The 13,125-nt window shown below is 66.3% G+C and carries 14 protein-coding genes; 12 read left to right on the forward strand and 2 right to left on the reverse strand.

Features of this window, described 5'->3' with window-relative positions:
* The first annotated feature begins 14 nt into the window (after positions 1-14).
* The 9 genes from RN02_RS07540 to RN02_RS07580 all read left to right on the forward strand — a co-directional run bounded on the left by RN02_RS07540 (position 15) and on the right by RN02_RS07580 (position 8,459).
* Positions 15-485: a F0F1 ATP synthase subunit B gene (locus RN02_RS07540; RefSeq protein WP_009614410.1), complete on the forward strand. Its 471-nt coding sequence runs from the start codon at positions 15-17 to the stop codon at positions 483-485.
* Positions 486-496: 11 nt separating this feature from the next.
* Positions 497-1,033 (forward strand): F0F1 ATP synthase subunit delta, encoded by a 537-nt coding sequence (locus RN02_RS07545; protein WP_009614408.1) that lies wholly within the window; start codon positions 497-499, stop codon positions 1,031-1,033.
* An 18-nt stretch (positions 1,034-1,051) separates the two neighbouring features.
* A complete protein-coding gene (atpA, locus tag RN02_RS07550) occupies positions 1,052-2,596 on the forward strand; it encodes a F0F1 ATP synthase subunit alpha (protein WP_043270154.1) in 1,545 nt (514 codons plus the stop codon).
* A gap of 52 nt (positions 2,597-2,648) precedes the next feature.
* Complete coding sequence (atpG, locus tag RN02_RS07555) at positions 2,649-3,509, forward strand: F0F1 ATP synthase subunit gamma (RefSeq protein ID WP_009614400.1); 861 nt, start codon at positions 2,649-2,651, stop codon at positions 3,507-3,509.
* 30 nt (positions 3,510-3,539) lie between these two features.
* Positions 3,540-4,916 carry a F0F1 ATP synthase subunit beta gene (gene atpD / locus RN02_RS07560; RefSeq protein ID WP_009614399.1) on the forward strand — a complete coding sequence of 459 codons (1,377 nt, stop codon included), beginning with the start codon at positions 3,540-3,542 and terminating at the stop codon, positions 4,914-4,916.
* A gap of 40 nt (positions 4,917-4,956) precedes the next feature.
* Positions 4,957-5,382: a F0F1 ATP synthase subunit epsilon gene (locus RN02_RS07565; protein ID WP_009614398.1), complete on the forward strand. Its 426-nt coding sequence runs from the start codon at positions 4,957-4,959 to the stop codon at positions 5,380-5,382.
* A 137-nt stretch (positions 5,383-5,519) separates the two neighbouring features.
* Entirely contained in the window at positions 5,520-6,887 is a 1,368-nt protein-coding gene (gene glmU, locus RN02_RS07570; RefSeq protein WP_043270156.1) for a bifunctional UDP-N-acetylglucosamine diphosphorylase/glucosamine-1-phosphate N-acetyltransferase GlmU, read from the forward strand.
* A 149-nt stretch (positions 6,888-7,036) separates the two neighbouring features.
* Positions 7,037-7,630 carry a MarC family protein gene (locus tag RN02_RS07575; protein ID WP_024128857.1) on the forward strand — a complete coding sequence of 198 codons (594 nt, stop codon included), beginning with the start codon at positions 7,037-7,039 and terminating at the stop codon, positions 7,628-7,630.
* Positions 7,631-7,643: 13 nt separating this feature from the next.
* Positions 7,644-8,459 (forward strand): N-acetylmuramoyl-L-alanine amidase, encoded by an 816-nt coding sequence (locus tag RN02_RS07580; RefSeq protein ID WP_043313949.1) that lies wholly within the window; start codon positions 7,644-7,646, stop codon positions 8,457-8,459.
* Here RN02_RS07580 and RN02_RS07585 read toward each other — a convergent pair.
* Together RN02_RS07585 and algB are read right to left on the reverse strand one after the other, a co-directional pair.
* On the reverse strand, positions 8,438-10,198 hold the full coding sequence (locus RN02_RS07585) for an ATP-binding protein (RefSeq protein ID WP_236695164.1): 1,761 nt from the start codon (positions 10,196-10,198) through the stop codon (positions 8,438-8,440). The genes RN02_RS07580 and RN02_RS07585 overlap by 22 nt on opposite strands.
* A gap of 26 nt (positions 10,199-10,224) precedes the next feature.
* Positions 10,225-11,574, reverse strand: a complete 1,350-nt coding sequence (gene algB / locus RN02_RS07590; RefSeq protein WP_043270162.1) for a sigma-54-dependent response regulator transcription factor AlgB — start codon at positions 11,572-11,574, stop codon at positions 10,225-10,227.
* Between the two features lie 351 nt (positions 11,575-11,925).
* Between algB and RN02_RS07595 the strand changes: the two genes are divergently transcribed.
* The 3 genes from RN02_RS07595 to RN02_RS07605 are packed head-to-tail and all read left to right on the forward strand — an operon-like array spanning position 11,926 to position 12,838.
* On the forward strand, positions 11,926-12,174 hold the full coding sequence (locus RN02_RS07595) for a hypothetical protein (RefSeq protein ID WP_009614391.1): 249 nt from the start codon (positions 11,926-11,928) through the stop codon (positions 12,172-12,174).
* A gap of 39 nt (positions 12,175-12,213) precedes the next feature.
* Positions 12,214-12,375, forward strand: a complete 162-nt coding sequence (locus RN02_RS32170) for a DUF1328 domain-containing protein (RefSeq protein WP_009614390.1) — start codon at positions 12,214-12,216, stop codon at positions 12,373-12,375.
* Positions 12,368-12,838, forward strand: coding sequence for an inhibitor of vertebrate lysozyme family protein (locus RN02_RS07605; RefSeq protein ID WP_009614389.1), 471 nt, complete (start codon positions 12,368-12,370; stop codon positions 12,836-12,838). Before RN02_RS32170 ends, RN02_RS07605 begins: the two co-directional genes overlap by 8 nt.
* Positions 12,839-13,125 lie beyond the last annotated feature (287 nt).

Genomic DNA, 13,125 nt, shown 5'->3' on the forward strand with positions numbered 1-13,125 from the left:
AGCGAGGTGTTGGCGTGAACATTAATGCAACTCTGATCGGCCAGGCCATTGCGTTCGCCATCTTCGTCATCTTCTGCATGAAGTTCGTATGGCCTCCGGTCATCGCGGCTCTGCACGAGCGTCAGAAGAAGATCGCCGACGGTCTGGACGCAGCCAACCGTGCTGCTCGTGACCTGGAACTGGCCCACGAGAAAGCGGGCCAGCAACTGCGCGAGGCCAAGGCTCAGGCGGCCGAAATCATCGAGCAGGCGAAGAAAAGCGCCAATCAGATCGTTGATGAAGCCCGTGAGCAGGCCCGTGCCGAAGGCGATCGCATGATCGCCCAGGCCAAGGCCCAGATCGAACAGGAACTGAACAGCGTCAAGGATGCCCTGCGTGCCCAAGTGGGTGCCCTGGCCGTGTCCGGCGCCGAGAAGATCCTGGGTGCTTCGATCGATGCCAACGCGCAAAAGCAGCTGGTTGATCAACTGGCCGCCGAAATCTGAGCGAGGGCGATATGGCAGAACTGACCACGTTGGCTCGTCCTTACGCGAAGGCGGCTTTCGAGTACGCCCAGGCTCATCAGCAATTGGCCGATTGGTCCGCTGCTCTGGGTGTGCTGGCTGCAGTGTCGCAGGACGACACCGTGCGCCAGCTGCTCAAAGAGCCTCAGCTGACCGCGGCGGCCAAGGCCGATGCCCTGATCGACGTCTGTGGCGACAAGCTCAACGCTCCGGCCCAGAACTTCGTGCGGACCGTGGCTGAAAACAAGCGCCTGGACTTGCTGCCGACCATCTCCGAGATGTTCGAGCAGCTCAAGGCCGAGCAGGAAAAGCTGGTCGAGGTAGAAGTCGTGAGCGCCTTCGCCCTGGACCAGGAACAGCAGGACAAACTCGCCAAGGCTCTCAGCGCCCGGCTCAGTCGCGAAGTGCGACTCCATGCGTCGGAAGACGCGAGCCTGATCGGCGGCGTGGTGATCCGCGCCGGTGACTTGGTAATCGATGGCTCGGTGCGCGGCAAGATCGCGAAACTGGCTGAAGCGTTGAAATCTTGAGTTTGAAGGGGCAGCGGCATGCAGCAACTCAATCCTTCCGAAATTAGTGAAATCATCAAGGGGCGCATCGAGAAACTCGATGTCGCCTCGCAAGCGCGCAACGAAGGCACCATCGTTTCCGTATCCGATGGCATCGTGCGCATCTTCGGTCTGGCCGACGTCATGTACGGCGAGATGATCGAATTCCCGGGCGGCGTCTACGGTATGGCGCTGAACCTGGAGCAGGACTCCGTCGGCGCCGTGGTACTGGGTGAATACCAGGACCTCAAGGAAGGCATGAACGCCAAGTGCACCGGCCGCATCCTGGAAGTTCCGGTCGGTCCGGAACTGCTGGGCCGCGTGGTCGACGCGCTGGGCAACCCGATCGACGGCAAAGGCCCGATCGATGCCAAGCTGACCGACGCCGTCGAGAAAGTGGCGCCGGGCGTGATCTGGCGTAAGTCGGTAGACCAGCCGGTGCAGACCGGCTACAAGTCGGTCGACGCCATGATCCCGGTAGGCCGTGGCCAGCGCGAGCTGATCATCGGCGACCGTCAGATCGGCAAGACCGCCCTGGCCGTCGACGCCATCATCAACCAGAAAGACAGCGGCATCCGCTGCGTCTACGTGGCCATCGGTCAGAAGCAATCGACCATCGCCAACGTCGTGCGCAAGCTGGAAGAGAACGGCGCCCTGGCCAACACCATCGTGGTGGTTGCCAGCGCTTCCGAATCCGCTGCTCTGCAGTACCTGGCGCCGTACTCCGGCTGCACCATGGGCGAATACTTCCGCGACCGCGGCGAAGACGCCCTGATCGTGTACGACGACCTGTCCAAGCAGGCCGTTGCCTACCGCCAGATCTCCCTGCTGCTGCGCCGTCCGCCGGGCCGCGAAGCCTACCCGGGCGACGTGTTCTATCTCCACAGCCGCCTGCTGGAGCGCGCTTCCCGCGTTTCCGAGGAATACGTCGAGAAGTTCACCAATGGCGCCGTGACTGGCAAGACCGGTTCCCTGACCGCTCTGCCGATCATCGAGACCCAGGCTGGCGACGTGTCCGCGTTCGTTCCGACCAACGTGATCTCCATCACCGACGGTCAGATCTTCCTGGAAACCTCCATGTTCAACTCGGGCATCCGTCCGGCGGTCAACGCCGGTATCTCGGTATCCCGTGTGGGTGGCGCGGCCCAGACCAAGATCATCAAGAAGCTCTCCGGCGGTATCCGTACCGCACTGGCGCAGTACCGCGAACTCGCGGCCTTCGCCCAGTTCGCTTCCGACCTGGACGACGCCACCCGCAAGCAGCTCGAGCACGGTCAGCGCGTTACCGAGCTGATGAAGCAGAAGCAGTATGCGCCGATGTCCATCGCCGAGATGTCGCTGTCCCTGTATGCCGCCGAGCGTGGCTTCCTGCAGGACGTCGAGATCGCCAAGGTGGGCGCCTTCGAACAGGCGTTGATCGCTTACTTCCAGCGCGAGCATGCCGCTCTGCTGGCGAAGATCAACGAGAAGGGTGACTTCAACGACGAAATCGACGCGGGCATCAAGGCCGGCATCGAGAAGTTCAAGGCCACCCAAACCTGGTAAGCCGCAGCGGGGGCCGGTAATGGCCCCCGCCTGCTAACCCGATAGGTGTGAAATGGCAGGCGCAAAAGAGATTCGCAGCAAGATTGCGAGCATCAAAAGCACGCAGAAAATCACCAATGCCATGGAAAAGGTGGCGGTGAGCAAGATGCGCAAGGCACAAATGCGCATGGCGGCCGGCCGTCCCTACGCGGAGCGCATTCGCCAGGTGATCGGCCATCTGGCCAACGCCAACCCGGAGTACCGTCACCCGTTCATGATCGAGCGCCCCGTCAAGCGCGTCGGTTACATCGTGGTGAGCTCCGATCGCGGCCTGGCCGGCGGCCTGAACATCAACCTGTTCAAGGCGCTCGTCAAGGACATGTCCGCCCAGCGTGAAGCCGGCGCGGAGATCGACCTGTGCGTGATCGGTGCCAAGGGCGCATCCTTCTTCAAGAACTATGGCGGCAACGTGGTCGCAGCCATCAGTCACCTGGGCGAAGAGCCGTCGATCAACGATCTGATCGGCAGCGTCAAGGTCATGCTGGATGCCTACCTGGACGGGCGTATCGATCGCCTGTACGTGGTTTCCAACAAGTTCGTCAACACCATGACCCAGAAGCCGACCGTGGAACAGCTGGTTCCGCTGGTGGCCGAGGACAACGAAGACCTGAAACACCACTGGGACTACCTCTACGAGCCCGATGCCAAGGCCCTGCTCGACGGCCTGCTGGTGCGCTACGTGGAATCCCAGGTGTACCAGGCGGTGGTTGAGAACAACGCCTGTGAGCAGGCGGCCCGGATGATTGCAATGAAGAACGCTACCGACAACGCCGGTGACCTGATCAGCGAACTGCAGCTGGTCTACAACAAGGCGCGTCAGGCGGCGATCACCCAGGAAATCTCGGAAATCGTCGGCGGCGCTGCCGCGGTGTAAGAACAGGTTCAAAATTCAGAGGAACCAGACATGAGTAGCGGACGTATCGTTCAAATCATCGGCGCCGTGATCGACGTGGAATTCCCGCGCGATGCCGTGCCGAGCATCTACGAGGCCCTGAAGGTTCAGGGCGTCGACACCACCCTGGAAGTCCAGCAGCAGCTGGGCGACGGCGTGGTCCGTTCCATTGCGATGGGTTCCACCGAAGGCCTCAAGCGTGGCCTGAACGTGGAAAGCACCGGCGCAGCCATCTCCGTCCCGGTCGGTAAAGCGACCCTGGGCCGCATCATGGACGTACTGGGCAACCCGATCGACGAAGCCGGCCCCATCGGCGAGGAAGAGCGCTGGGGTATCCACCGCGAGGCTCCCTCCTACGCTGACCAGGCTGGCGGCAACGAGCTGCTGGAAACCGGCATCAAGGTGATCGACCTGGTCTGCCCGTTCGCCAAGGGCGGCAAGGTAGGCCTGTTCGGTGGCGCCGGCGTCGGCAAGACCGTGAACATGATGGAGCTGATCCGCAACATCGCCATCGAGCACAGCGGTTACTCCGTGTTCGCTGGTGTGGGCGAGCGTACCCGTGAGGGCAACGACTTCTACCACGAGATGAAGGACTCCAACGTTCTCGACAAGGTAGCCCTGGTCTACGGCCAGATGAACGAGCCGCCGGGCAACCGTCTGCGCGTGGCGCTGACCGGCCTGACCATGGCCGAGAAGTTCCGTGACGAAGGCCGCGACGTACTGCTGTTCATCGACAACATCTACCGTTACACCCTCGCCGGTACCGAAGTATCCGCACTGCTGGGCCGTATGCCTTCCGCAGTGGGCTACCAGCCGACCCTGGCCGAAGAAATGGGCGTGCTGCAAGAGCGCATCACCTCCACCAAGCAAGGCTCGATCACCTCGATCCAGGCCGTCTACGTTCCCGCGGACGACCTGACCGACCCGAGCCCGGCGACCACCTTCGCCCACCTCGACGCCACCGTGGTACTGTCCCGCGACATCGCCTCGCTGGGTATCTACCCGGCCGTGGACCCGCTGGACTCCACCTCCCGTCAGCTGGACCCGCTGGTCATCGGCCAGGATCACTACGACACCGCTCGTGGCGTGCAGTACATCCTGCAGCGCTACAAGGAGCTGAAGGACATCATCGCGATCCTCGGCATGGACGAACTGTCCGAGTCCGACAAGCTGCTGGTGGCCCGTGCTCGTAAGATCCAGCGCTTCCTGTCCCAGCCGTTCTTCGTGGCAGAAGTCTTCACCGGCTCGCCGGGCAAGTACGTCTCCCTGAAGGACACCATCGCTGGCTTCAAAGGCATCCTCAACGGCGACTACGACCACCTGCCGGAGCAGGCGTTCTACATGGTCGGCGGCATCGAAGAAGCCATCGAGAAAGCGAAGAAGCTGTAATCCGTGCGCCCGGCAACGGGCGCTTACGTGAGGCAAGGGTATGGCTATTACTGTCCACTGCGACATCGTCAGCGCCGAAGCGGAGATCTTCTCCGGTCTGGTCGAGATGGTCGTTGCGCACGGTTCCCTCGGCGATCTGGGTATCGCCCCGGGCCACGCGCCGCTGATCACCGAGCTCAAGCCGGGTCCGATCCGCGTGGTCAAGCAGGGTGGCGAGCAGGAGGTGTACTACATCTCCGGCGGTTTCCTCGAAGTCCAGCCGAACATGGTGAAGGTCCTGGCCGACACCGTGATCCGCGCGGGCGACCTCGACGAAGCGGCCGCTCAGACCGCACTGAAGGAAGCTGAGAAGGCTCTGCACGCCAAAGGTGCCGAGTTCGACTACAGCTCCGCTGCAGCCCGCCTGGCCGAAGCCGCAGCGCAACTGCGCACGGTCCAGCAGGTTCGCAAGAAGTTCGGCGGCTGAGCCGGCTCGCAACGGCCAGGGCCTTCGGGATCGGCGACGAATCCGGGGCCCGGGCTTTAGCGACCTAGGGGAAAAGGGTAGCCTTGGCTACCCTTTTTCTTTTTCTACATCCAGCGTTACCAGGACGGTCCAACTTCATGTCCCTCGAAATCGTCATCCTCGCCGCCGGCCAGGGCACGCGCATGCGCTCGGCCCTGCCGAAAGTCCTCCATCCGGTCGCCGGCAAACCCATGCTGGCCCACGTGATCGATACCGCCCGTGGCCTCGCCCCGCAGCGCATCCACGTGGTGATCGGGCATGGCGCCGAACGGGTGCGCGAGCGCCTGCAGGCCGATGACCTGAATTTCGTGGTCCAGGAACAACAGCTGGGCACCGGCCACGCCGTGGCCCAGGCCGCGCCCTACCTGAGCGCCGAGCGTGTGCTGATCCTCTACGGCGACGTGCCGCTGATCGAGCTGCCGACCCTCGAACGCCTGCTGCAGCAGGCCAGCGCCGAGCAGCTGGCGCTGCTCACCGTGGAGCTGGACGACCCCACCGGCTACGGCCGGATCATCCGCGGCCAGGACGGCGAGGTGAAGGCCATCGTCGAACAGAAGGACGCAAGCGCCGAGCAGCGCGCCATCCGCGAGGGCAACACCGGCATCCTCTGCGTGCCGCGCCAGCGCCTGGAAGGCTGGCTGGGCCGGCTGTCCAACGCCAACGCCCAGGGCGAGTACTACCTCACCGACGTCATCGCCATGGCGGTGGCCGACGGCCTGCGCGTGGCCACCGCGCAACCCCAGGCGGCCATGGAAGTGCAGGGCGCCAACGACCGCCTGCAGCTGGCCGAGCTGGAGCGCTTCTACCAGCTGCGCATCGCCCGCCGCCTGATGGCCCAGGGCGTGACCCTGCTGGACCCGGCGCGCTTCGACGTGCGCGGCGAGGTCAACGCCGGCCGCGACGTGCAGATCGACGTCAACGTGGTGCTGGAAGGCCGCGTGGACATCGAGGACGAAGTGCAGATCGGCCCGAACTGCACCATCCGCAACAGCGTCCTGCGCCGCGGCGCCATCATCAAGGCCAACAGCCACCTGGAAGGCGCCGACGTCGGCCCCGGCAGCGACGTCGGCCCGTTCGCCCGCCTGCGCCCCGGCAGCGTGCTGGAGAGCCAGGTGCATGTGGGTAACTTCGTCGAGCTGAAGAACGCCCACCTGCACGAGGGTGTGAAAGTCGGCCACCTGACCTACCTGGGCGACAGCGAGGTCGGCGCGCGCACCAACATCGGCGCCGGCACCATCACCTGCAACTACGATGGCGCCAACAAATGGCGCACGGTGATCGGCGAAGACGTGTTCATCGGCTCCAACAACTCGCTGGTGGCGCCTGTGGATATCGGCGCCGGGGCCACGACCGGCGCGGGTTCCACCATCACCGCCGAGGTCCCGGCGCAGACCCTCGCGGTCGGCCGCGCCAAGCAGCGGGTGATCGAGGGCTGGAAGCGCCCGGAGAAGATCAAGAAGTCCTGAGGGGCTGTGGATAAACCGACATCCACACCCGCGCGGCGCCTGCCGTGAAGTTATGTACAGGCGCCCACGGCCGTCGCGTCCCCGGCTGATTCATCCACAGGGACGGCTTTCTGCCCGGCGCCCAGGCGCCGGTTCCTGTTCCTGGAGTTATCCACATGCTCGGCGTCGCCGTCCTGATCTTCCTGATCACCGACCCCTTCGGCAACATCGCGGTGTTCCTCGCCGCCCTCAAGTCGGTGCCGGCCGAACGCCGGCTCAAGGTCGCGCTGCGCGAGCTGCTGTTCGCCCTCGGCCTGCTGCTGCTGTTCCTCACCCTGGGCGAGCACATCCTCACCGGCCTGGGCCTGTCCAGGGAGGCCACCGGCATCGCCGGCGGCATCATCCTCTTCGTGGTCGCCATGCGCCTGATCTTCCCCACGCCCCAGGGCGTGCTCGGCGACATGCCCGACAGCGAGCCGTTGCTGGTGCCCCTGGCCACTCCGGCGGTGGCCGGGCCTTCGGCGCTGGCCATGCTGATCACCCTGCGCACCACCTACACTGGTCCGCTATGGGAGCTGTACCTGGCGGTGATCCTGGCCTGGGCCGCCACCGCGCTGATCCTGCTGCAGGCTTCCTTCCTGCAGCGCTTCCTCGGCCCGCGCGGGCTTACCGCCGTAGAGCGCCTGGCCGGCATGCTGCTGATCATGCTCAGCGTCAACATGCTGCTGCAGAACCTGCGTAGCGTGCTGCACATCGTCGGATGACCGTGGAGCCACCATGCGCCACCTGTGCCTGATGTTCGCCACCCTGCTGCTGGCCGCCTGCGCCGGCCGGGGCGGCCTGGAAATCGACCGCGAGCACCCCTCGCGCAACCAGGACAGCCGTGTCCAGTACATCATCATCCACTACACCTCGGCGGACCTGCCGCGCTCGCTGCAGCTGCTCACCCGCGGCGAGGTCAGCGCCCACTACCTGATCGGCGCCAACCCGCCGACCATCTACCAGCTGGTGGACGAGAACCGCCGCGCCTGGCACGCCGGGCAGAGCGAGTGGCAGGGGCGGACCTGGCTGAACTCCACCTCGATCGGCATCGAGCTGGTCAACCCGGGTTACCGCGAGACCCCCGAAGGGCGGGTGTGGACACCTTATCCACAGGGCCAGATCGATGCCCTCATCCTGCTGCTGAAGGACATCGTCAAGCGCCAGGGCATCACCCCCGAGCACATCCTCGGGCACAGCGACATCGCCCCGCAGCGCAAGGTCGACCCGGGCCCGGCCTTCCCCTGGAAGCGCCTGGCCGACGCCGGCCTGATCCCCTGGCCGCAGCCCGGCGACCTGGCGCATCGCCTGGCCGAGCTGAACGGCCAGCTGCCGGCGCCCGGCTGGTTCCAGCAGCAGTTGGCGCGGCATGGCTACGCCGTACCGCTCAATGGCCAACTGGACGAGGCGACGCGCAACGTCATCGCCGCCTTCCAGATGCGTTACCGGCCGGCGCGCTTCGACGGCGAGCCGGACCTGGAGACCGCCGCGCTGCTGCTGGCGGTGCCCACCTCCATGGCCGCGCCGGCGGTTCAGACCGGCAGCAGCATGTAGATGCGCGTGCCCTGGCCGGGCTGCGAGCGCACGCCGATGCGCCCGCCGTGCAGCTGCACGATCTCCTTGCACAGGGCCAGGCCCAGGCCGGCGCCGCCGCTGCGCCGGCCCACCTGCACGAAGGGCTCGAAGATGCGCGCCTGCTGGCTGTAGGCGATGCCCTCGCCGGAGTCCTCCACCGCCAGCATCAGCCATTGGCTCTGGCGCTGGGCGAGCAGCTGCACGCTGCCGCCCTTCGGGGTGTGGCGCAGGGCGTTGCCCAGCAGGTTGTCCAGCACGCGCTCCAGGCGCAGGCGGTCGACGCTGAGGACCGGCAACTGGTCCTCCAGCACTATCCCCAGGCCGATGCCCTGGGCCTGGGCGCGGGCGAGGAAGCGCTGGCGCGCCTGTTCCAGCAACTCGCCCACCGCGCAGGGCTGGCGGTCGAGCTTCTGCTGGCCGTCCTGGTAGCGGGAGAAGTTCAGCAGGTCGTCGATCAGCCGCACCAGGCGCTGCATTTCCTCGTCGACGGTATCGGCCAGCTCGCGCTCGCGGCTGCCCTCGGGCAGCGCCAAGCGTTCGCGCAGCAGGGCGAAGGCCATGTGCAGGCCGGTGACCGGGGTGCGCAGCTCGTGGGAGGCGCGCAGCACGAATTCGCTGCGCACCCGCTCGAAAGCGCGCAGCTCGGTGACGTCGCGCAGCACCAGCACCGCGCCCATGTTGCGCCCGTCGTCGTGGGTGACCGGGGCCAGGGTCCAGGCCAGCAGACGGTTCTCGCCGCCGATCTCGACCTGCAGGTCCTGGGGCGTATCGTCGCCCATCGACTCGCCCTGCAGCACCAGGCCGGTGGCCTGCAGCAGCTCCTGGTTGTCGATCAGCTCGCCCAGCAGCTGGCCATGGGGGTCGGCCCGGGAGAACAGCTGGCGGCTGGCCACCGGGTTGGCGTGCTCGATGCGGCTGCGCCGGTCGATGATCACCAGGCCGTCGTCGATGCTGTCGAGCACCGCCTGCAGGCGCCGCTGGCTGGCCAGCACCGCCTCGATGTTGGTCGCCTTGTACTCGGCCAGGGCCTGGGCCATCAGGCCGAAACGCCGGCTCAGCGAGGCCATCTCGGCTTCCCGCGAGACCGGCAGGCTGACCTCGAAGTCGCCCTTGCCGATGCGGTCGGCGGCCTGCGCCAGGGCCTCGATGGGGGCGCCGAAGCGGCGGGCGATGCCGTGGGCGGTGACGAAGCCGATCACCAGCATGGCCACGCCCACCAGCCCCAGCAGGCTGGCGATCAGCCAGGCGTGGCGGCGCGAGCTGCGCTCCGCGTCGCTGATGGTCTGGATAGCGTGGTTGTGCAGCGCCAGCAGGTACTGGTGCAGGGAGGTGAAGGTGCGGCTGAAGTCGCTCTCCACCACCAGGCTCCAGCGGTTGCTGCCGGAGGAGCTGACCTGGCCCTGGAACTCCTGGTTGGCCTGGTCGATGCGCTCGTAGAGGGTGCGCTCGACATCGCTGGCGGCTTTCGCTCGGCCTTCGGCGAGGTAGCGGTCGAACTGCTCGCGCAGCCGCGCCAGGCGCTGCGCGTCGGGGCTGTCGCTGAGCAACTGGGCCAGCTGGTCGTCCAGCGACTGGCGCAACTGCTGGCTGCTGGCGATGGTGGCGAAGTTGTGCGAGATCAGCCGCTCCTGTTCGCGGCCCATCAGCATCACGCTGAACACCCCCAGCAGCAGGCCGATCAGGGCCAGGGTGATCAGCGCCGAGATGCTGAGGAACATCCGCGAGCGCAGAGTCAGCGCGCGCTTCACAGGTTGTACTGCTTGCGCTTGCGGTACAGGGTGGAGGCGTCGATGCCGAGGATCTTCGCCGCCTGGTCGAGGGTCGGGGCGCTGGCCATCACCGAGGCGATGTGGGCCTTCTCCAGTTCCTCCAGGCTCAGCGCCTCGCCGACCCGCGGCACGGCGGCGGCGCCGCTCTGTTCGCCGAGCCCCAGGTGCTCGGGCTCCACCAGTTCCTGGTTGCAGATGATGCTGGCGCGCTCGATCACGTTGCGCAGCTCGCGCACGTTGCCCGGCCAGGCGTACTGCCGCAGCAGCGCGGCCGAGGCCGGGCTGAAGCCGCGGGCCGGGCGCCCGTAGTCCTTGACGAAGCGGGCGAGGAAGCGCTCGGCCAGGCCCTGGATGTCCTCGGCGCGCTCGCGCAGCGGCGGCAGGTTGAGGACGATGACGTTGAGGCGGTAGAGCAGGTCCTCGCGGAACGCCCCCTGGGCCACCATGCCGGCCAGGTCGCGGTTGGTCGCGGCGAGGATGCGCACGTCGGCGCGGCGCGTGACCGGGTCGCCGACGCGCTCGTATTCCTTGTCCTGGATGAAGCGCAGCAGCTTGGCCTGCAGCGGCAGCGGGAAGTCGCCGATCTCGTCGAGGAACAGGGTGCCGCCGTCGGCCTGGCTGATCCGCCCCTGGGTGCTCTCGCTGGCGCCGGTGAAGGCCCCGCGGTTGTGGCCGAACAGCTCGCTTTCCATCAGCTCGGCGTTGAGCGACGGGCAGTTGATGGTCACGCAGGATTTCTTCGCGCGCTTGCTCCAGGCGTGGATGGCGCGGGCCAGCTCGCCCTTGCCGGAGCCGGACTCGCCGAGGATGAGGATGTTGGCGTCGGTGGCGGCCACCTGGCGCGCGGTCTCCAGCACCGCGGTCATCGCCGGGCTGTGGGATTCGAGCTGCTCGGCCTGGTTGGCCTGGGCGCCCTCCAGGGCCTCCAGGCGCGCGGTGAGCTGGCGCACCTCCAGCTGCTTGGCCGCGGCCAGGCGCAGCTGCTCGGGGCTGCAGGGCTTGACCAGGTAGTCGGCGGCGCCGGCCTGCATGGCGTCCACGGCGGTGTCCACGGCGGAATGCGCGGTGACGATCACTACCCGCATCCAGGGCGCCTGCAGGCGCATCTGGGCCAGCACGTCCAGGCCGTTGTCCTCGCCCAGGCGCAGGTCGAGGAAGCACAGGTCGAAGACCTGGCGTTGCAGCAGGGCCTCGGCCTGGGCCGCGCTGGATGCGGTGGCCACGCTGTAGCCCTGGTCCTCCAGGCAATAGCGGAAGGTGCGCAGGATGGCGGGTTCGTCGTCGACCAGCAGGATTCGGCCAAGCGTCTCCGGAGTGGGGTCCATTCGGGGTGCCTCGTAGTAGGAAATTCCTTTCGCGTATGCGTCTTTTAGTCCAGGAAATTTCTTGCAAGTTGCAATGAAAGTTAGACGCATCTCTGAAGGACACCGGCGCCTCTGGCGAAGGAAAGCGGACGGGAAGGGGAACGACCTGCCGGGTCCCGTGCAAAACGCACGGCCGGAACCGGCCTGTCGTGCAGGATGCGCGCTGCCGGCGGCCCGCCGATTTTTACAAGCCGTTGTTTTAAAAGGGATTAGTCAAAGTCATCGACCTGGCACGCGGCGTGCGAGACAGGTTGCGGGAGGCCCGGTGCACCCGCGCCGGCCGATCACCAGTCCTTCGGGAGGAGCACGTCGATGAACGCTGATGGAGCCAAGGGGGATTCGCTGGGGCGGCTGCTGTTGCTGGCCGTCGCCGTGGTCGTACTGCTGGACCGTTGGTATCCGGTCGCTCCACAGCCTTCCGCCGCGCCGGTGCAGGAACCTGTGTCCAGCGCTTTCCTCGGACAGCCATCGAGGCTGCAGGACGAACGAATGGCCATCACGGAAGAGGCCGCCAGCACCGCGGTGGTCCGCCAGACCTCGCGGGTGAGCTGGGTGTTCTGAGGGGCGCGCACCGCCTTTCCATGACAGAGGAGACATTCCATGCTGAGCTGGGCTCTCACATTCCTGATCATCGCCATCATCGCCGGGGTACTCGGCTTCGGTGGCATCGCCGGCGCCGCGACCAGTATCGCCAAGATTCTCTTCGTGCTGTTCCTGGTGCTCTTCGTCATCTCCTTCTTCGTCGGGCGGCGCCGTGGCTGAGCCGCGCCCGCTGCGTCGGTTCCTGCTCGCGCTGCCGCTGCTGGCGGCCGGGCAGGGGTGGGCGGCCGACAACGACGCCATCTACCGCCTCAACGAGCTGCTGGACAGCGACCCGCAGTACCGCGAGACCTGGCAGGACCTGGTGAAGAAGGAAGAACGGCTGCCCGACTGGGTGATGAACCTGGACGGCACTGCCACCCCCATGCAGGTAGAAGAGGAGGACGGCGACAAATACCTGGTGGGCGAGCTGTGCAAGGCCCACGACTGCGCGGCCAACCGCCTCTACGTGGCCTTCAGCTGGAACAAGAAGGATGCCTACGCGCTCTACGTGCAGGTGCCGGAAAACCTGCCGCCGGACAAGTCGCCCAGCCGCCACGCCAGCTTCCGCTGGCTGGGTGAGCCGGACGCCGGCATGCAGCAACTGCTCGACGAGCAGCTCAAGGCCGATCCGAACTGGTACTGAAATCCGCGCCGGCAATGGCGCATGACCAGGGGGCCGGGATGCTGGGGGGAGTGGTGAGCCCGCAGCGACCCAGGGGTACAGGGAGTGCCTCCGAAGAGGGCCGGGTCAGGTGTGAGGCTGTGAGGGGGAGCTTCGATGGCTTCTGTGGAGCTTGTGGAAGTTATGGAGCTTGTGGAGCTTGAAGAGCCCCTCTCCCCAGCCCTCGGCTGCACGCCCCGCCCTGAAGGGAGAGGGGGCTAGCCCGTGCGGGCTGAAAGCAAGGCTTCGGCCGGAAAGTACGGCGGGGG

Origin of the sequence: Pseudomonas sp. PI1 (genome assembly GCF_000812405.1) — a bacterium.
In the GTDB taxonomy this organism is placed as follows: Bacteria; Pseudomonadota; Gammaproteobacteria; order Pseudomonadales; family Pseudomonadaceae; genus Pseudomonas; species Pseudomonas citronellolis.

Excerpts from the sequence above, each read along its gene's own strand:
- RN02_RS07545 (WP_009614408.1), top strand. The coding sequence starts at position 497 with ATGGCAGAACTGACCACGTTGGCTCGTCCTTACGCGAAGGCGGCTTTC.
- atpA (WP_043270154.1), top strand. The coding sequence starts at position 1,052 with ATGCAGCAACTCAATCCTTCCGAAATTAGTGAAATCATCAAGGGGCGC.
- atpG (WP_009614400.1), top strand. The coding sequence starts at position 2,649 with ATGGCAGGCGCAAAAGAGATTCGCAGCAAGATTGCGAGCATCAAAAGC.
- atpD (WP_009614399.1), top strand. The coding sequence starts at position 3,540 with ATGAGTAGCGGACGTATCGTTCAAATCATCGGCGCCGTGATCGACGTG.
- RN02_RS07565 (WP_009614398.1), top strand. The coding sequence starts at position 4,957 with ATGGCTATTACTGTCCACTGCGACATCGTCAGCGCCGAAGCGGAGATC.
- glmU (WP_043270156.1), top strand. The coding sequence starts at position 5,520 with ATGTCCCTCGAAATCGTCATCCTCGCCGCCGGCCAGGGCACGCGCATG.
- RN02_RS07580 (WP_043313949.1), top strand. The coding sequence starts at position 7,644 with ATGCGCCACCTGTGCCTGATGTTCGCCACCCTGCTGCTGGCCGCCTGC.
- RN02_RS07585 (WP_236695164.1), bottom strand. The coding sequence starts at position 10,198 with ATGTTCCTCAGCATCTCGGCGCTGATCACCCTGGCCCTGATCGGCCTG.
- algB (WP_043270162.1), bottom strand. The coding sequence starts at position 11,574 with ATGGACCCCACTCCGGAGACGCTTGGCCGAATCCTGCTGGTCGACGAC.
- RN02_RS07595 (WP_009614391.1), top strand. The coding sequence starts at position 11,926 with ATGAACGCTGATGGAGCCAAGGGGGATTCGCTGGGGCGGCTGCTGTTG.
- RN02_RS32170 (WP_009614390.1), top strand. The coding sequence starts at position 12,214 with ATGCTGAGCTGGGCTCTCACATTCCTGATCATCGCCATCATCGCCGGG.